The organism is Luteimonas terricola, from assembly GCF_004352845.1.
Taxonomy (GTDB): Bacteria; Pseudomonadota; Gammaproteobacteria; order Xanthomonadales; family Xanthomonadaceae; genus Luteimonas; species Luteimonas terricola.
This window is the reverse complement of sequence record NZ_SJRX01000001.1, coordinates 934,971-952,149: the sequence shown is the minus strand read 5'-3', so window position 1 is coordinate 952,149 and position 17,179 is coordinate 934,971. Positions and strand designations below refer to the sequence as shown.

Here is a 17,179-nt window from a genome sequence, read left to right as displayed (position 1 = left end):
GGACATCGAGACCCTGCTGGCGCTGCCCGCGCTGCGGATGCTGCCGCGCCCGGCGTCCGGGCTGCTGCGCGACGCGGCGGCGCCCGGCCGCGCGGCCTGCATCGATACGCGCGCGGTGCTGGAGGACACCCTCGCGGCACTGGCCCTGCTCGATGCCGACGGCGACGTCATGGCCGCGGCCATCCTGCATGCGGTGCCGGACTGGGCCGCAGGCCATGCCGCTTCGAAGCTGGCCGCGGGGGCGGCACTGCCGGCCCTGCTCGAGGGCCAGGTTGCCGCCAACCAGGTCTGGGCGCTGCATGCCGAGCAGGGTGCCCGTCGCGGCCACGAGGGCCTGCGCCGGCTGCTGCTTGCCATCGTGCGCGACCTGCGCGTGGTGCCGATCCTGCTTGCCAGGCAGCTGGCCCGGATGCGCGCGGCCGCGTCGCTGACTGGCGAAGAGCGCCTGGCACTGGCGCGGCTGACCCGCGACATCCACGCCCCGCTGGCGAACCGCCTGGGCATCTGGCAGCTGAAATGGGAGCTCGAGGACCTGGCCTTCCGCCACCTCGAGCCCGACACCTATCACCGCATCGCCAAGCTGCTCGACGACACGCGGGCCGGGCGCGAACGCTATATCGCCGAAGTCACGGCGGCGCTCGAGGGCGCCTTGTCGGCAGCCGGTGTGAAGGGCGACATCGCCGGGCGTCCGAAGCACATCTACAGCATCTGGAAGAAGATGCAGAAGAAGGGCGTGCCGATCGGCGAGCTCTACGACCTGCGCGCGGTGCGCGTGCTGGTCGACGACGTGCAGGCGTGCTACGCGGCCCTGGGCACGGTGCACGCGCTGTGGACGCCGGTGCCGGGCGAGTTCGACGACTACATCGCGCGCCCGAAGAACAACGACTACCGCTCGCTGCACACGGCGGTGGTCGGCCCGGGTGGCAAGACGCTGGAAATACAGATCCGCACCCGCGAGATGCACGAGCAGGCCGAGCGCGGGGTGGCCGCGCACTGGCGCTATAAAGAGAGCGGTGGCTCGCAGCGCTCGGCCGCCGGCGAGGCCGCGGTCAACCGCAAGATCGAGTGGATGCGCAGCCTCCTCGACGCCACCGCCGACACCGGCGACGGCGTCCTGGCCGGCGCCTTCGACACCGAGCTGGTCGAGGACCGCATCTATGCGCTGACGCCCAAGGGCGAGGTCATCGACCTGCCGCGCGGCGCGACGCCACTGGACTTCGCCTACCGCGTGCATACCGAGGTCGGCCACCGCTGCCGCGGCGCCAAGGTCGATGGCCGCATCGTGCCGCTCGACCACGTGCTGCGCAGTGGCGATCGCGTCGAGATCATGACCGGCAAGGTCGCCGAGCCGCGCCGCGACTGGCTGATGATCACCAACGGCTATCTCGCCAGCGCGCGCTCGCGCGAGAAGGTGCGGTCGTGGTTCCACAGGCTCGACCGCGCACGCAACCTGCAGGACGGCCGCGAACTCCTGGAGCGCGAACTCAAGCGCGTCGGCCTGGCGCAGGCCGACCTGGCGCCGGTCCTGCGCCGCTTCAACGTCGACAGCGTCGATGAGCTGCACGTCCATGTCGCCCTGGGCGACGTCGGTCCGCACCAGGTGGCGCGCGCACTGTCCGAATACGAGCGTGCCCAGCGGGAGGCGGAGGCGGCCGACGACGGCGGCGTCATCGCCCTGCGTGCCCCGAAGCGCGTGCGCCGCGGCGGCGGGCAGGATTTCACCGTGGTCGGCGTCGACAACCTGCTGGTGCAGATCGCGCGCTGCTGCCACCCGCTGCCCGGCGAGGCCATCCGCGGCTACCTGACACGGTCGCGCGGAGTGAGCGTGCACCGCGCCGACTGCGCGGCCTTCGCGCGGCTGGAGGCGAAGGAGCCGCAGCGCGTGCTGCCGGTGGAGTGGAGCGCATCGGGCGGCGGACACGAGGCCGCGGTCACCCTTGATGCGGTCGACCGCAAACACCTGCTCAAGGACGTGACCAACCTGATCGCGCAGGAGGATGCGCACGTGTTGTCCATCGACGGCGGCGCGTCGCGCGGCGCCGGCCGCGTGCAGCTGCGGGTGTCGCTGCGCGTGGCGGACTTCGGCCAGCTCTCGCGCCTGCTGGGTCGGCTGGAAGCGCTGCCCGGCGTCGAGCGCGCGTACCGTGCCTGAGTCCGTCGTGCTTGCGGCGGGCCTGCTTGCGACCAACCTGCTTGCGACCAACGTGTTCATGCGCTGCCGTTTATGCTCGGCCGCGTGAATCCGCGCAGGCAGGCCGACCCGTTCCCCGAACCGCCCGGCGCCGACGCCATCGCGCGCTGGCTTGCCGGTATGCCCGAACGCCTGGGCATGCTGCGCCACTGGCGCTGGTGGCTGATCGGCTCGATGCTGCTGGTGGTGGCGCTGGCGATGCTGCGCGCGCCCATCGGCGCCTGGCTCTGGCCGCAGACGCGTGCGCAGGCGCTGCACGATGAAGCCGAACGCGCATTGGCCCGCGGCATGCTGAGCGCCAAAGACGGCCGCGGGGCGCGCGAGCTGTTTGAAGCGGCGCTGGCCATGGATCCCGATCGCGGCGAAGCGCGGCAGGGCCTGGCCCGGGTGGCGGTGGCCGCGCTCGGCCAGGCGCGCACGGCGCTGGCCGAGGATCGCTTCGCCGACGCCCACCGCCACCTGGCACTGGCGCGCGCGCTGTCGGTTCCGCGCGCCGAAGCCGACGCCCTGGCCGACGCCTTGCGCACGCGCGAGGCCGGCCAGGCCGGTATCGACGGCATGTTCGCCCGCGCCGAACTCGCGCATGCCCGGGGACGGCTGGACGACGGTCCCGGCAGCGCATTGCCGCTGTACGCACGCGTGCTGGCGCTGGAGCCGGCGCACGCGGGCGCGCTCCGCGGCCGGGAGGATGCGCTGGGCGAACTCCTGGCACAGGCCCGCGAGGCCCTGCGCGCCGGCGACGTCGGGCACGCGGTGCGCCTGGTCGCCACCGTGCGCGGCTACGATCCCGCCCACATCGACCTGCCCGATACGGTGGCGAGGCTGATGGAGGAGTCGGGCCTGGATGGCGATGGCGTGGCGCGCTTGCTTGCCGGCGAGGCCATCGGGCTTCCAGGTGCCGGCGCCGGGCCGGAAGGGGACGCCCGCGTTGCGGCGATGGGTGCCGACCAGCGCGCGCAACGCGTGGCCTCGCTGCTGGCGGAGGCCGAGGCCGCGCGCGCGGCCGGAAACATCTTCGCTCCGCCCGGTGGCAGCGCCGTGGGCAAGGTCGCGGAGGCACGCGCGCTGGACCCTGCATCACCGGCCGTCGCCGCGGCGGCGACCCGGCTGCTTCCGGCGGCGCAGGAGTGTCACGCGCTTGCGCTGCGCGGCAACCGCCTGCGCAGCGCAGCGTCCTGTCTCGACGCCCGCGCCGCGCTCGGCGATGACGCCGGCGAGCTGGCAGCCGCGCGCCGGCAGCTGGCCGAACGCTGGCTCGCCGTCGGCGACGAGCGCCTTGGCGCCGGCGAGATCGGCAATGCGCGCAGCGCGCTGGCCGCGGCGCGCGTGGCCGACCCGGGCGTGCCGGGACTGGCCGATTTCGAGCTGCGCGTGCGCGCGGCCGCGGCCGCGTTGAGGTCCGACTGAGCCCGCGCCTCAGTCGATGAACACGCGGCGGACGACGCCGCGCGCGGCGTCCGCCGAGAAGTGCCTGGCGATGTTGTCCAGGCCATTGCCGGCCAGGCGTTCCCACAGCCCGCGGTCGCCGTAGGCGCGGACCACGGCATCGGCGAAGCCGGTGGCGTCGTCGGCCACCAGCACGTCATGGCCGTCGACCAGGTGCATGCCCTCGGCCGCGCAGCTGGTGGCCACCACCGGCTGGCCGTGGGCCATGCTCAGGTTGACCTTGCCCTTGACCCCGGCTCCGTAGCGCAGCGGCGCCAGCGCCAGGCGGCAGCCGTCCATGTACGGGGTGATGTCGGGCACGTAGCCGTGCACGGTGACGCCGGGCGCATCGGCCAGCGCGGCGACTTCCGGAGGCACGTCGGCGCCGATGCAGTGGAAGCGCACGCCGGGCAGGCGTGCGAGCACCAGCGGCATCACCTCGCCCGCGAACCAGCGCACGGCGTCGACGTTGGGCGGGTGCCGGAAGCCGCCGACGAAGACCAGGTCGCGGCGCTGGTCGAAGGGCAGGCCCGGGCCTGCCACGCTGTGCAGGTTGGACAGCACTTCCACCCGCGCGTCCGGCGCGTCGGCGGCCAGCACCTCGCGCTCGACCGCGCTGACCACGAGTGTGGTGTCGGCGGCGGCGATCACCGCCAGCTCCTGGCGTCGCGTGCGTACGGCCGCCTGCGCCAGGGCACGGTCGCCGGTGACTTCGGCAGTGCGGGTCTCGCGCAGGTAGTGCAGGTCGATGGTGTCGAACACCAGCCGCGCCTGCGGCGCATGGCGGCGCAGCAGCGGCAGGAACCCGCTGGCGACGTAGTGGCGGCAGACCATCACCACGTCGAAGCGCGCCCCGTGCTCGGCAAGCCATGACGGCACGCTTGCCGCGTGCGGTGCGCACCAGGTTTCGATCCCGAGGTGGCGCAGGGCGTCGGTGTAGTCGCCGTCGTAGCGGAGGTTGGCGGGCAGGAACACCACGTGGGCACCCTCCGCGCGCAGCAGTCGCATCAGGTTCACCAGGCGGAACGAGCCCGAATCGCGGTCGGGCTGCGGCGTCAACGCATCGATCACCAGCACCTGGCGCTGGTGTCCATGCAGGGTGGCAGGGGTCGGTTCCCGGCGCCGGCCGTGACCGGCCAGAGCCTCGCGCCGATGTGCGAGGAAGATCGCCTGGTTGCGTGCCTGTGCAGTCTTGGGGCCAGCAAGCGTGTCTGTGCCCGAGGTCGCGCCTTCGTCGTGTACCACGTGCGCGGCCGGCTGGTGGAGCACTCGGTACCCCGTTTCGCGCACGGCGAAGGCGAGGTCGGTGTCCTCGTAGTACGCCGGAGAGTAGCGGGCGTCCAGGCCATTGATGTCCTGGAACAGCCTGAGCGGGATCGCCAACGCGGCGCCGCTGACGTAGTCGGTGTCGCGCAGATAGGCATAGCGCGGGTCGGTGGGATCGCTGAAGCGGCCGTAGCTCCAGGCGCTGCCGTCGGCGAAGACCATACCGCCCGCGTCCTGCAGGCGGCCGTCCGGGTACAGCAGCTGCGCGCCGACGAGACCCGCGTCCGGGTGGGCTTCGAACGTGTCCAGCAGCGCGTCCAGCCAGCCCGGCTGCGGCACGGTGTCGTTGTTGAGCAGCACCAGGTATCGGCCGCGGGCCAGCGCGGCGCCGTCGTTGCAGGCGGCGATGAAGCCGCCGTTGGCGGCGCGGCGGTGGTAGCGCAGGCCTTCGATCCGCGGCAGCAGCTCCGGCGTCTCGTCGCCCGAGCCGTCATCGACCACCAGCACTTCGAACGGCGCGCGCGGCGGATGCGCGGCCAGCGCCCGCAGGCAGGCCAGGGTATGCGTGAACTGGCCGTACACCGGGATCACGATGCTGGCCACGGGCTCCCCGCTGGTGGCCAGGGCAAAGGGTGCGAACGGCGTGGCGGCGGGCAGGTACAGGCCCTCGCGCAGCGCCCGCGGCGGCAGGAGCTGCTCGCGCAGCCGCGTCCAGCTGGAGCGCAGGCCGCGGGTGCGCAGGCTCAACAACCCGCGATGGAGGAGGCCGGCGGCACGTGCGGCGAGGAAGCGCGCGTCGGCGATCGAAAAGGACATCCAGCGACAACTCCGGCTGAAGGGGGGCGTGCGCGGCCGGGTAAGGGCTGCCGGCGCTGGGCTAGACTCGGCACGGATCGCCGCATTCTCGCATTCCCGCACCGCGCCGCAGACCCCGGCGTCCCCCGAACAATGGCTGCCGAGCCCGCATGGCACGCATCGACTACGACGAAGACGACCACGACGATGATGGCAGCCCGCGCCGCGACTGGCGGCGCACGCTGCTGACCTGGTGCCTGGCGGCGGCGGGACTGGGCATCGGCTTCCTGGTTCCGTACATGTTGTACTTGAACCACCAGGTCGACGAGCGCTTCGGCCAGCTGCAGTGGCAGCTGCCCACGCGCGTGTACGCGCGCCCGCTGGCCCTGGCGCCGGGGACGGCGATGGACGCGGCCACCCTGGAGCTCGAACTCGCCGCCGCCGGCTACCGCGAGGGCGACGGCCAACGGGCGGGGACCTGGGCCGCGAAGGATGGCGCCTGGACCATCGCCAGCCGCGGTTTCACCGACGTCGCCGGCGCGGTGGCGCCCAGCCGCGTCGAAGTGCGCATCGCGAAGGGGACGGTGGCGGGTGTCCGCGACCTGGTCGGCGAACGCGATGCCGAGCTCGTGCGCCTGGATCCCGCGCGCATCGCCACCCTCTACGGCCGGCAGCAGGAAGAGCGGCGCCTGGTGCGCGTGGCGGAGGTGCCGCAGAAGCTCACCGACGCCCTGCAGGCGGTCGAGGACCGCGACTTCGCCCACCACCATGGCATCGACATGCGCGGCATCGTGCGCGCGGCCTGGATCAACCTCAAGGCCGGCGAGGCGCGCCAGGGTGCGAGCACGCTGACCCAGCAGCTGGCGCGCAGCGGCCTGCTCGGCATCGGCCGCGAGCAGACCTGGAGCCGGAAGTTCAACGAGATCCTGTACGCGCTGATCATCGAGGCGCGCCACGACAAGGGCGTGATCCTCGAGGCCTACCTCAACCAGGTCTACCTCGGCCAGCGCGGCAACCAGGCCATCCGCGGCGTGGCCGCCGGCTCCGAGTACTGGTTCGGGCGCAGGCTGGACGACCTGGGCACCGAGCACGTGGCGCTGATGGTCGGCATCATCCGCGGTCCCTCGTACTACGACCCGCGCCGGCATCCCGAACGCGCCACGACGCGCCGCGACTTCGTGCTCGGCGAAATGCTCGAGACCGGGCTCATCGACCAGGCCGAGCACGACCGCGCCGTCGCCGCGCCGCTGGGCGTGACCGCGACGCCGGGCAGCATCGCCGCCAACCGCTTCCCGGCCTACGTCGACCTGGTCCGCCGCCACCTGGCCAGCGACTATCCCGCCGACAAGCTGCAGGGCGCGGGGCTGGCGGTGATGACCAGCATGTCGCCGTCCGCGCAGGCCTACGCCGAAGGCGCGGTCACCGGCACGCTGGAGGCGCTGGCGAGCAGGAACAGGCCGTCGCTGGAGGCCGGGCTGGTGGTCACCGATGTCCACAGCGGCGAAGTGGTGGCGGTGGTCGGCAGCCGCGACGTCGACATGCCCGGCTTCAACCGCGCGGTCGAGGCGCAGCGGCCGGTGGGCTCGCTGCTCAAGCCCTTCGTCTATCTGCTGGCGCTGGCCTTGCCCGACCGCTGGTCGCTGGCCACGCTGGTGGACGACTCCCCGGTCGCCGTCACGCTGCAGAACGGCAAGCGCTGGACCCCGGGCAACTCCGATGGCAAGAGCCACGGCAGCGTGCGCCTGATCGACGCGCTGGCGCGTTCGTACAACCAGGCCACGGTGCGCGTGGGCATGTCCGTGCGCCCCGAGCGCCTGGCCTTCCTGATCCGCCAGCTGGCCGGCATCGAGGCCGTCGCGAACCCGGCCCTGATCCTGGGCTCGGTGGACCAGAGTCCGTACGCGATGGCGCAGCTGTACCAGTTCCTCGCCTCCGACGGCGAGATCCAGCCGCTGTACACCGTGCGTGGCGTGCTCGATTCCGATGGCAAGCTGCTCAGCCGCTACGACAAGGCGCCCGCCCAGCCCGACGACCGCGACCGCACCGCGGCGCGCCTGGTGACCCTGGCGCTGCAGCAGGCCGTGAGTTCCGGCACGGGGCGGCAGCTGGTCAACGACGGCCTGGGCCGGCTCGGCGCGGCGGGAAAGACCGGCACCAGCAACGATGGCCGCGACAGCTGGTTCGCCGGCTGGACCGGTGACCACCTGGCCGTGGTCTGGGTCGGCAACGACCAGAACGAGCAGACCGGCCTGTACGGCGCCACCGGCGCGATGCGGGTGTGGTCGGCCATGTTCAAGCGCCTGCCCAGTGCGCCGCTGAAGGTCGCCGGCCAGGGCCTGGACTGGAGCTGGGTGGTTGGCGGCCACAGCACCGACGCCGATTGCGAGGGCGCGCGGCGCTTCGCTTTCAATGCCGACTTCGTGCCGCCCTGGCAGCCCTGCGTGCGCGAGCCGCCTCCCGAAGAGCGGTCGGGGGGATGGCGCGACTGGTTCGGCTTCGGCCGTGATCCCGCCACTGCACCTTCTTCAGAAGCACCTTCAGCCCAGCCTTCCGAACCGGACTCCGAGACGCCACGCAGATGATCCCCGATCTCCCACGCCCTGTTTTCCGCATGCACCGCCTGCTTGCCGCCGCGCTGCTCCTGGGGCTGGCCGCCTGTGCGTCCGCGCCCGTGCAGCCGCCCGCGCAGTCGCTGACCACCGCCACGCCGGCGCAGATGGTGGAGTACGTCCACGCGGCCGCGGGCGACGGCGAGGGCGAGCTCAACGTGCAGCCGCTCAGGAACTCCGAGGTCGAGGACCTGCGCCAGCAGGCCGAACGCCTGCTGCAGGCGGGCCACCACGCTGATGCCGCCGCAGCGCTGGACCACGCGATCACGCTGGTGTCCGACGACCCTGCGCTGCTCCAGGAACGCGCCGAGGTCGCGCTGCTCTTGTCCGACTTCGCCAGCGCAGACGAACTCGCCACCCGGGCCCAGGCCCTGGGTTCGGGCGTGGGGCCGCTGTGCCGGCGCCACTGGGCCACCCGTGAACAGGTCCGCCTGGTGCAGGGCGATGCCGCCGGCGCTGCCGCCGCGAAGGAGGCCATGGCCGTGTGCAGGGTGGCGCCACCGCCGCGCTGGTGAGACGCGCGCGACCCACGGCGACAATCCCGACAGCGACATCTGCTCCCGGACGAGCCCACCGGCGGCGGTTTGCGGCGATCATGGCGTCCTGATGAACCTCTCCCGATCCATCGCGGCCCCGGTCGACGACGCGCTGCAGGCCGCAGCCGCGCCGTGCGAGCCCGCGCTCGCCCGCGACAGCCGTCAAGCCCTGTCCGCCGACGGCCCGCTGGCCGCCGTGCTGCCGGGCTTCCGCCCGCGGCAGGCCCAGCAGGACTTCGCCGCCGCGGTTGCATCGGCCTTCGAGGACCGCGCCGTGCTGCTGGCCGAGGCCGGTACCGGCACCGGCAAGACCTTCGCCTACCTGGTCCCGGCGCTGCTGTCGGGCCGCAAGACCATCATTTCCACCGGTACCCGCGCGCTGCAGGACCAGCTCTACCACCGTGACCTGCCGCGGGTGCGCGACGCGCTCGGCACCGGCTTGCGCACCTCGTTGCTCAAGGGGCGCGCCAACTACCTCTGCCGCCACCGGCTGGAGCGCGCGCGCGGCGAGAACCGCTTCCAGACGCCGGTCCAGGCCGACCACTTCCAGCGCATCGTGGCCTGGGGCGGCCGCACGCGCATGGGCGACCTGGCCGAGCTCGAGTCCCTGCCCGAGGACTCGCCGCTGCTGCCCCTGGTCACCTCCACCGCGGACAACTGCCTGGGCAGCGAGTGCCCGTTCTGGGGCGAGTGCTTCGTGGTGCAGGCGCGGCAGCGCGCGCAGGAAGCGGACGTCGTGGTGGTCAATCACCATCTGCTGCTCGCCGACCTCGCACTCAAGCAGGAAGGCTTCGGCGAGATCCTGCCCGGCGCCGAGGCCTTCGTCGTCGACGAGGCGCACCAGCTGCCCGAGCTGGCCGCGCAGTTCTTCGGCGAAGGCCTGTCCGCGCGGCCGCTGGTGGAGCTGGCGCGCGATGCGGTCTCGGAGTCGCACGGCGTCAACGGCGCGCTGGCCGCGCTGCAGGAGCCCGCGCGTGCGCTCGAGCAGGGCACGCGCCTGCTGCGCGCCGCCATGGACGTGCTGCCCGCGCGCGGCACGCGCCAGCAGCTGCTGGCCGCGCCGGAGGTGGTCGAATCGCTGGACGCCCTGGGCAGCGCGCTGCTGGCGCTGGCGGATGCGCTGGTACCGCTGGCGGACGCTGCGCCCGGCCTCGAAGCCTGCCTGCTGCGCGCACGCGACCAGCGCGGACGCCTGGGACGCTGGCGTGACCTGGACGTGGCCGGCGACGCCGACGTCGATGTCGATGTCGATACGGGCAGCGCCACGGGCGGCGCGAGGGTCCCGCCGCCGGTCAGCGACGATGACGTCCGTTGGTACGAACTGTCCCCGCGCGGCTTCCGCCTGCAGCGCACGCCGCTGGACGTGTCCGGACCGCTGCGCACGCACCGCGAGCGTTCGCGCGCGGCCTGGGCATTCACTTCGGCGACGCTGGCGGTCGAAGGCCGCTTCGACCACCTGTCCACGCGCCTGGGCCTGGACGATCCGCGCCTGCTGATCGTGCCCAGCCCCTTCGACTGGGCCAGCCAGGCACTGGCCTACCTGCCGCCGGACCTGCCTGAGCCGTCCTCGCGCGACTACACCGCCGCCATCGCCGCCGCCGTGCGCCCGGTGCTGGAGGCCTCGGGCGGCCGCGCCTTCCTGCTGTTCGCCTCGCACCGCGCGCTGCGCGAGGCCGCCGAAGTCCTGCGCGGCGGGCCGTGGCCGCTGTTCGTGCAGGGCGAAGCGCCCCGGCACGTGCTGCTGCAGCGCTTCCGCGAGTCCGGCAACGGTGTCCTGCTTGGCGCCGCCAGCTTCCGCGAGGGCGTCGACGTCGCCGGCGGTGCGCTGAGCGTGGTCGTGATCGACAAGCTACCCTTCGCCTCGCCCGACGACCCGGTGTTCGAGGCGCGACTGGAGGCGATCCGCCGCGCCGGCGGCAACCCCTTCCGCGACGAGCAGGTGCCGCAGGCGGTGATCGCGCTCAAGCAGGGCGTGGGCCGGCTGATCCGCAGCGAGACCGATCGCGGCGTACTGGTGCTCTGCGACCCGCGGCTGCTGGGCAAGGGCTATGGCCGTCGCTTCCTGGACTCGCTGCCGCCGTTCCCGCGCACCCGCGACGTCGCGGACGCGGTGGCCTTCTTCGCCGGAGACTAGCCGCATGCGCCTGCTCGCCATCGAGACCTCCACCGAAGCCTGTTCCGTCGCCGTGCTGGTGGGCGATGCGGTGATCGAGCGCTTCGAGCTGGCGCCGCGCCGGCACGCGGAGCTGGTGCTGCCGTGGTCGGAGGCGCTGCTGGCCGAGGCCGGGCTGCGGCGCGCCGACCTCGACGCGATCGCGGTCGGCCGCGGGCCGGGTGCGTTCACCGGCGTGCGCCTGGGTATTTCCATCGCCCAGGGCATCGCGCTGGCGCTGGATCGCCCGCTGCTGCCGGTGTCGACGCTTGCCGTGCTGGCCTGGGGCGGGCTCCGCGGCGCGGCCGAAGGTGAGGCGGCCGGACGCGAGGGCGGCGCGAGTGATGCTGGCGCAGCGGGCACGCGCCCTGTGCTCGCCGCGATCGACGCGCGCATGGGCGAGGTCTATGTCGGCGCCTTCGTGCGCGAGGGCAGCGGCCTGCGCGCGCTGGACAGGGAAGTGGTGGCCGCCCCCGAGGCCGTCGAACTGCCGCCCGGCGAGGACTGGCACGGCGTCGGCACCGGCTTCGCGGCCGCGGACGGGGCCCTGGTCCGCCGCCTGGGCAGCCGCCTGGCGGCGGTCGATGCAGAAGCCCTGCCGCGCGCCGCCGATCTCGCCCGCCTGGCTGTGCTCGCGCATGTCGCGGGTGGCGCGGTCGCGCCGGAGCGGGTGGAGCCCGCCTACCTCCGCGACAACGTCGCGCTCACCCTGGCCGAGCAGGTCGCTGCGCGCGCGCCGCGCGGCTGAAGCTGCCGCGGCTGAAGCTCAGTCGTCCACCATCCCGCCGCCCGGCAGGAAGTTCCAGGTGCGGGTGACGTGGAGCACGTCGATCTCCTCGTCGGTGCGCGGCAGCGGCGGGTAGGGCTCGGCGAGGCGGGCGATGCGCAGCGCGGCGTCGTCGAGCAGGCGGATGCCGCTGGACTGGATCACCTCCGCGCGCTCCACCGAGCCGTCGCGGCGGATCGCGACGCTGATGACCAGGGTCCCGGACAGCTGCCGGCGGCGGGCTTCGTCGGGATAGTTGAGGTTGCCCACGCGCTCGACGCGGTCGACCCAGGCGCGCAGGTAGGTGGCGTAGACCCATTCCTGGGTGCTGGCCGACACGAACTTGCGCTTCGGGCGCTTGGCGTAGCGCTCGGACTGCAGGTGGATCTCGGCGGCCAGCCGCGCCATGGCGAGGTCGCGTTCGATCCGCTCCTCTCCCCTCGGCAGCGGCTGCTCGTCGGCGCGCGGGGTGGCGTCGGGCGTGGGCACCGCGTCCTCCCCGTGGCGACTGGCGACCACGCGCGCCTCGGGGGGCGGCGCCACGTCCGGGGACTGCGCGCGCGCCGCGCGCTGCGCGACCCCGGCTTCTTCCTGCGGCAGCTGCCCGGCCTGGGCGTCGCGCGGCCGCCGGCTGGCCTCGTCCTCGCCGCCGCCCTGGTTGCTGGCCTGGGCGAGGAAGTCGGCCTGGGCCTGGGTCAGGGGGCTGGTGGTGCGGGTGAGGATGACGTCGAGCGTGGGCAGCACCGGCGCCGCCTCTTCAAGCGCGAAGCCGATGCCGAGCACGAGCATGCCGTGCACCAGCAGCGACAGCACCAGGGTCGCGCCCAGGCGCTCGCGCTCGCCGATGCCGCCGGGTGCCGCCAACGCGCTCACCCTTGCCTGGTCCCCACGGCGGCCATCAGGCGGGCGCGCCGGGGGCGCCGTGCTCGATGGCGTCGAACAGCAGGCCGGCGATGTTGAGGCCGAACTCGGCGTCCAGCTCGCGGATGCAGGTGGGGCTGGTGACGTTGACCTCGGTGAGCCAGTCGCCGATCACGTCGAGCCCGACGAAGCGCATGCCGCGCTTCACCATCTCCGGGCCGACCTCGGCCGCGATCCAGCGGTCGCGGTCGGTGAGCGGGCGGCCTTCGCCGCGGCCGCCGGCGGCGAGGTTGCCGCGGAACTCGTCGCCCTGGGGGATCCGCGCCAGGCAGTAATCCACCGGCACGCCGTCGATCAGCAGGATGCGCTTGTCGCCCTCCGTGATCTCCGGCAGGTAGCGCTGGGCCATGGCCAGGTGGCGGCCGCCGTCGGTGAGGGTCTCGAGGATCACGTTGAGGTTGGACTCGCCGGCGGCGGCGCGGAAGATCGAGCGCCCGCCCATGCCGTCCAGCGGCTTCAGCACCGCCTGCCCGTGTTCAGCCACGAAGGCCTTGAGCGCGGCGGCGTCGCGGCTGACCAGGGTCGGCGGGCAGCACTGCGGGAACAGCAGCGCGGCGAGCTTCTCGTTCAGGTCGCGCAGGCCGCGCGGGTCGTTGACCACGTTCGCCCCCGCCATGCGGGCGACATCGAGGATCTGTGTGTCGTGGACGTAGTCGGCGTCCACCGGCGGGTCGGTGCGCATCAGCACCACGTCGCCGTCGCCAAGGCGGCGTTGTGACGCTGTTCCCAGTTCGAACCAGTCCAAGGCGTCGTCGCGGACCTTGAGCGGTGCCGCGAGGGCCTGGGCGGCACCGCCGGCCATCGACAGCCCGCCTGGCAGCACGTAATGCAGGCGGTGCCCGCGCCGCTGCGCCTCGAGCAGCATGGCGAAGGTGGAATCCTTGGCGACCCCGATCGAACCGATCGGATCCATCACGACAACGACATCCAGCGACATGCGGTCCACCTGCGGCAAATAGTGACAAATGTTATCAGCTGACGGCGCTGCCCGAGCGGGGATAAGCTGCGGATGCGCACAGTACGCAGCGGTCGTGCTTGACACTGCTGCGGTGGACTGGAAGATTGGCCGCTCGCAAGGCGCCGGCAGTCACGGGGCCATGCACGGGGAGACACGATGACGCAGGACCAGAATCGCGCCGGCAGCCTCGATGGGTTGCGCGTGATGGTGATCGACGATTCGAAGACGATCCGCCGCACCGCGGAGACGCTGCTGCGACGGGAGGGCGCGGACGTCGTGACCGCGACCGACGGCTTCGAGGCGCTGGCGAAGATCGCCGACCAGCGCCCGCAGATCATCTTCGTCGACATCATGATGCCGCGCCTGGATGGCTACCAGACCTGCGCGCTGATCAAGAACAACCAGCTGTTCAAGCACACGCCGGTGATCATGCTGTCCTCCAAGGACGGCCTGTTCGACAAGGCGCGTGGCCGCATCGTCGGCTCCGAGCAGTACGTCACCAAGCCTTTCACGCGCGAGGAACTCCTCGACGCGATCCGTACGCACGTCAACACCTGACCGGGGGGACAGGTACACCATGGCAAAGATCCTGCTGATCGAGGACTCGCCGACAGACACCGCGGTCCTGACCCAGCTCCTCGAGCGCAACGGGCACGAGGTGCTGGCCTGCGGAAACGCCGAGGACGGCATCGAGGTCGCGCGACGCGAGCAGCCGGCCCTGGTGCTGATGGACGTCGTGCTGCCCGGCATGAACGGCTTCCAGGCGACCCGGGCGCTGTCGCGCGACGCGGCCACGACCGCCATCCCGGTGCTGATCGTCAGCACCAAGGGCATGGAGACCGACAAGGCCTGGGGCATGCGCCAGGGCGCGAAGGGCTACATCGTCAAGCCGCCGGTCGAGAGCGAACTCGTCGCAAGCATCAACGCGCTGCTGGGAGGCTGAGGTGGCAGGACGCGACGCACGCACGCGGCCCGCCGAGCCCTTCGAGGCGCTCGCCGGCTTCGAGCGCCGCAGCCTTGCGCATCTCGTCGGCCTGCCCGAAGAGCTGGATGCCCCGGGCCTCTGGCGTGGCGTCGGCTACCGCGTCGGCCAGCACCTGCTGGCCTCGGGCTTCGACGAAGTGGTGGAAATCCTGCCGCTGCCGCAGCTCACCGCTGTGCCCGGCGCGCAGCCGTGGATGCTGGGGGTCGCCAATATCCGCGGCACCCTGCTGCCGGTGGTCGACCTGCGCCTGTTCCTCGAGGGCGAGCGCACGGTGATGCACGAGGGCCAGCGCGTGCTGGTGGTGCGCCAGCCCGGCGGCAACGTCGCGGTGACCATCGACGAACTCTTCGGCCAGCGCAGCTTCCTCGAGGAGCAGCAGTCGGGCCACGACGGCCTCGCCGAGGGCCGCTATTCCAGCTTCATCGACCGCGCCTACAAGGTGGGCGGGCATGCATGGGGCGTGTTCAGCCTGGACCGGCTGTCGCGCACCCCCGAATTCAGACAAGCAGCGGCCTGATGCCGCACCAGACAGGCCAGAGGTAATCCCATGAGCAACGTCATCGACAACGAGAGCGGCAAGGGCCGCAGCATCGGCGCCAGGGTCTGGATCTGGCTGCTGGTGGCATCCCTGCTGGTCTTCGCCGGCAACACCATCTACGCGATGACCAAGGCCTCGCGCCTGGGCGGTGCCAGCACGGCGGCCTCGAGCCTGCAGGTGAACTCGCAGCGCCTGGCCAACCAGGGCCGGGAGGCGGTCGACGGCAACAGCGCGTCGTACACGGCGTTCAAGGGCACCAAGGCCGCCATCGACGGCGACATCGAGCAGCTCGTCCGCGACTTCGGCGGCACGCCCGACGTCGCCGGCGAGATCCGCACCGTCGCTGCGACCTGGGAGCCGCTGGCCGCCAACGCCGAGCAGGTGGTCGCCAGCGAGGCGGCCGTGATGGCCTTCGCCGGCAACGCCGCGCGCTTCACCCAGGCCGTCCCGCAGCTGCAGGCACAGCTCGACGAGGTGGTGCGCGCGATGTCGGCCAGCGGTTCGCCGTCGTCGCAGATCTACATCGCCCTGCGCGAAGTGGTGCTGGCCTCGATGATGGCCCGCCGCGTGACCGAGATCCAGGCCGGCGGTGCCGGCGCTTCGGTGGCCGGCGACGCGCTGGCCCGCGACGCGGGCGTGTTCGAACAGGTGCTCACCGGTCTGCGCTCGGGCGACGAGGCGATGAACGTGCAGGCGCTGTCCAATGCCTCCGCGCTGGCCGCGCTCGACCAGGCGGGAACGCAGTGGGAGGAGATGAAGAAGGACCTGGACGCGATCCTGGCCAGCTCCCGGAACCTCTTCGACGCGCAGAACGCGGCGGCTTCGCTGACCACAGGGTCGGACAAGCTGCTGGCCGACAGCGAGAGCCTGTTCCAGTCGCTGACCACCTTCGGTTCGCTGAGCGATACCTCGATCCTCGGCAACATCTGGATCTCGATCGTGTTCCTGGGCATTGCCGCCCTCGCGCTGGTGGGCCTGATGCGCGAACTCAGCCGCGACCGCCGCGAGCGCTACGAAACCACGATGGAGCTCAACAACCGCAACCAGGAGGCGATCATGCGCCTGCTGGATGAAATGGGTTCGCTCGCCGAAGGCGACCTGACGGTCAAGGCCACGGTCACCGAGGACATGACCGGCGCCATCGCGGACTCCATCAACTTCGCCGTCGAGCAGCTGCGCAGCCTGGTGCAGACCATCAACGACACCTCGGTGCAGGTGGCGTCCAGCGCCCAGGAGACGCAGGCCACCGCCATGCACCTGGCCGAGGCCGCCGAGCACCAGGCGCAGGAGATCAACTCCGCGTCCGACCGCATCAACGAGATGGCGCAGAGCATCAACCAGGTGTCGCGCAACTCCGCCGAGTCCGCCGACGTGGCGCAGCGCTCGGTGCAGATCGCCACCAAGGGCGCGGGCGTGGTGCGCGAAACGATCGCCGGCATGGACTCGATCCGCGACCAGATCCAGGAAACCTCGAAGCGCATCAAGCGCCTGGGCGAAAGCTCGCAGGAGATCGGCTCGATCGTCGAGCTGATCAACGACATCTCGGAACAGACGAACATCCTCGCGCTGAACGCGGCCATCCAGGCGGCGTCGGCGGGCGAGGCGGGCCGCGGCTTCGCGGTGGTGGCCGACGAAGTGCAGCGACTCGCCGAGCGCGCCTCCAACGCGACCAAGCGCATCGAGACGCTGGTCGAGACCATCCAGTCCGACACCAACGAAGCCGTCAGCTCGATGGAGCAGACGACCTCCGAGGTGGTCGCCGGCGCGCGCCTGGCCGAGGACGCCGGTACCGCGCTGGGTGAGATCGAAAGCGTGTCGACCAGCCTCGCGGCGCTCATCGAAGGCATCTCGAGCGCCTCGCAGCAGCAGTCCACGGCGGCGAGCAACATCACCGACACAATGAACACCATCCAGTCGATCACCGCGCAGACTTCGCAAGGCGCGAACCAGACCGCGGCGTCGATCGGAAATCTGGCCCAGCTCGCAGCCGACCTGCGGCGCTCGGTCGCCGACTTCAAGCTGCCGGCCTGAAGCCCA

General features: G+C 72.3%; 13 protein-coding genes. 10 read left to right on the top strand and 3 right to left on the bottom strand.

The features are described from left to right. The first annotated feature begins 37 nt into the window (after window positions 1-37). Window positions 38-2,152: a RelA/SpoT family protein gene (locus tag E2169_RS04465; protein ID WP_132985482.1), complete on the top strand. Its 2,115-nt coding sequence runs from the start codon at window positions 38-40 to the stop codon at window positions 2,150-2,152. 84 nt (window positions 2,153-2,236) lie between these two features. After that, window positions 2,237-3,598: a hypothetical protein gene (locus E2169_RS04460; RefSeq protein ID WP_229659093.1), complete on the top strand. Its 1,362-nt coding sequence runs from the start codon at window positions 2,237-2,239 to the stop codon at window positions 3,596-3,598. 9 nt (window positions 3,599-3,607) lie between these two features. Here the strand turns inward: E2169_RS04460 and E2169_RS04455 are convergent, their stop codons facing one another. Continuing rightward, the gene (locus E2169_RS04455) at window positions 3,608-5,698 is read right to left on the bottom strand and encodes a glycosyltransferase (protein ID WP_132985362.1); all 2,091 of its coding nucleotides are present in this window, start codon (window positions 5,696-5,698) and stop codon (window positions 3,608-3,610) included. A 149-nt stretch (window positions 5,699-5,847) separates the two neighbouring features. On the opposite strand from E2169_RS04455, the gene mrcB reads away from it, so the two are divergent. The 4 genes from mrcB to tsaB all read left to right on the top strand — a co-directional run bounded on the left by mrcB (window position 5,848) and on the right by tsaB (window position 11,722). Further along, complete coding sequence (gene mrcB, locus E2169_RS04450) at window positions 5,848-8,259, top strand: penicillin-binding protein 1B (protein WP_132985361.1); 2,412 nt, start codon at window positions 5,848-5,850, stop codon at window positions 8,257-8,259. A gap of 29 nt (window positions 8,260-8,288) precedes the next feature. Continuing rightward, entirely contained in the window at window positions 8,289-8,801 is a 513-nt protein-coding gene (locus E2169_RS04445; RefSeq protein WP_132985360.1) for a hypothetical protein, read from the top strand. 91 nt (window positions 8,802-8,892) lie between these two features. Then, window positions 8,893-10,956 (top strand): DNA repair helicase YoaA, encoded by a 2,064-nt coding sequence (yoaA, locus tag E2169_RS04440; protein WP_132985359.1) that lies wholly within the window; start codon window positions 8,893-8,895, stop codon window positions 10,954-10,956. A 4-nt stretch (window positions 10,957-10,960) separates the two neighbouring features. After that, complete coding sequence (tsaB, locus tag E2169_RS04435; protein WP_132985358.1) at window positions 10,961-11,722, top strand: tRNA (adenosine(37)-N6)-threonylcarbamoyltransferase complex dimerization subunit type 1 TsaB; 762 nt, start codon at window positions 10,961-10,963, stop codon at window positions 11,720-11,722. Between the two features lie 18 nt (window positions 11,723-11,740). Here tsaB and E2169_RS04430 read toward each other — a convergent pair whose 3' ends face one another. Beyond that, window positions 11,741-12,613: an energy transducer TonB gene (locus E2169_RS04430; protein ID WP_370465098.1), complete on the bottom strand. Its 873-nt coding sequence runs from the start codon at window positions 12,611-12,613 to the stop codon at window positions 11,741-11,743. Window positions 12,614-12,638: 25 nt separating this feature from the next. After that, window positions 12,639-13,598, bottom strand: coding sequence for a glutathione synthase (gene gshB, locus E2169_RS04425; RefSeq protein ID WP_132985357.1), 960 nt, complete (start codon window positions 13,596-13,598; stop codon window positions 12,639-12,641). Between the two features lie 177 nt (window positions 13,599-13,775). Between gshB and pilG the strand changes: the two genes are divergently transcribed. Genes pilG through E2169_RS04405 form a run of 4 tightly spaced genes read left to right on the top strand, consistent with a single transcriptional unit; the run spans window position 13,776 to window position 17,173 of the window. After that, on the top strand, window positions 13,776-14,177 hold the full coding sequence (pilG, locus tag E2169_RS04420; RefSeq protein ID WP_132985356.1) for a twitching motility response regulator PilG: 402 nt from the start codon (window positions 13,776-13,778) through the stop codon (window positions 14,175-14,177). A 19-nt stretch (window positions 14,178-14,196) separates the two neighbouring features. Beyond that, a complete protein-coding gene (locus E2169_RS04415; RefSeq protein ID WP_132985355.1) occupies window positions 14,197-14,562 on the top strand; it encodes a response regulator transcription factor in 366 nt (121 codons plus the stop codon). A gap of 1 nt (window position 14,563) precedes the next feature. Then, on the top strand, window positions 14,564-15,121 hold the full coding sequence (locus tag E2169_RS04410; protein ID WP_132985354.1) for a chemotaxis protein CheW: 558 nt from the start codon (window positions 14,564-14,566) through the stop codon (window positions 15,119-15,121). Window positions 15,122-15,151: 30 nt separating this feature from the next. Beyond that, on the top strand, window positions 15,152-17,173 hold the full coding sequence (locus tag E2169_RS04405; RefSeq protein ID WP_132985353.1) for a methyl-accepting chemotaxis protein: 2,022 nt from the start codon (window positions 15,152-15,154) through the stop codon (window positions 17,171-17,173). Window positions 17,174-17,179 lie beyond the last annotated feature (6 nt).

What these genes read in the sequence shown, in the direction of transcription:
- E2169_RS04465 (WP_132985482.1), top strand. Translation starts at nt 38, where the DNA reads ATGCTGCCGCGCCCGGCGTCCGGGCTGCTGCGCGACGCGGCGGCGCCC.
- E2169_RS04455 (WP_132985362.1), bottom strand. Translation starts at nt 5,698, where the DNA reads ATGTCCTTTTCGATCGCCGACGCGCGCTTCCTCGCCGCACGTGCCGCC.
- mrcB (WP_132985361.1), top strand. Translation starts at nt 5,848, where the DNA reads ATGGCACGCATCGACTACGACGAAGACGACCACGACGATGATGGCAGC.
- E2169_RS04445 (WP_132985360.1), top strand. Translation starts at nt 8,289, where the DNA reads ATGCACCGCCTGCTTGCCGCCGCGCTGCTCCTGGGGCTGGCCGCCTGT.
- yoaA (WP_132985359.1), top strand. Translation starts at nt 8,893, where the DNA reads ATGAACCTCTCCCGATCCATCGCGGCCCCGGTCGACGACGCGCTGCAG.
- tsaB (WP_132985358.1), top strand. Translation starts at nt 10,961, where the DNA reads ATGCGCCTGCTCGCCATCGAGACCTCCACCGAAGCCTGTTCCGTCGCC.
- gshB (WP_132985357.1), bottom strand. Translation starts at nt 13,598, where the DNA reads ATGTCGCTGGATGTCGTTGTCGTGATGGATCCGATCGGTTCGATCGGG.
- pilG (WP_132985356.1), top strand. Translation starts at nt 13,776, where the DNA reads ATGACGCAGGACCAGAATCGCGCCGGCAGCCTCGATGGGTTGCGCGTG.
- E2169_RS04415 (WP_132985355.1), top strand. Translation starts at nt 14,197, where the DNA reads ATGGCAAAGATCCTGCTGATCGAGGACTCGCCGACAGACACCGCGGTC.
- E2169_RS04405 (WP_132985353.1), top strand. Translation starts at nt 15,152, where the DNA reads ATGAGCAACGTCATCGACAACGAGAGCGGCAAGGGCCGCAGCATCGGC.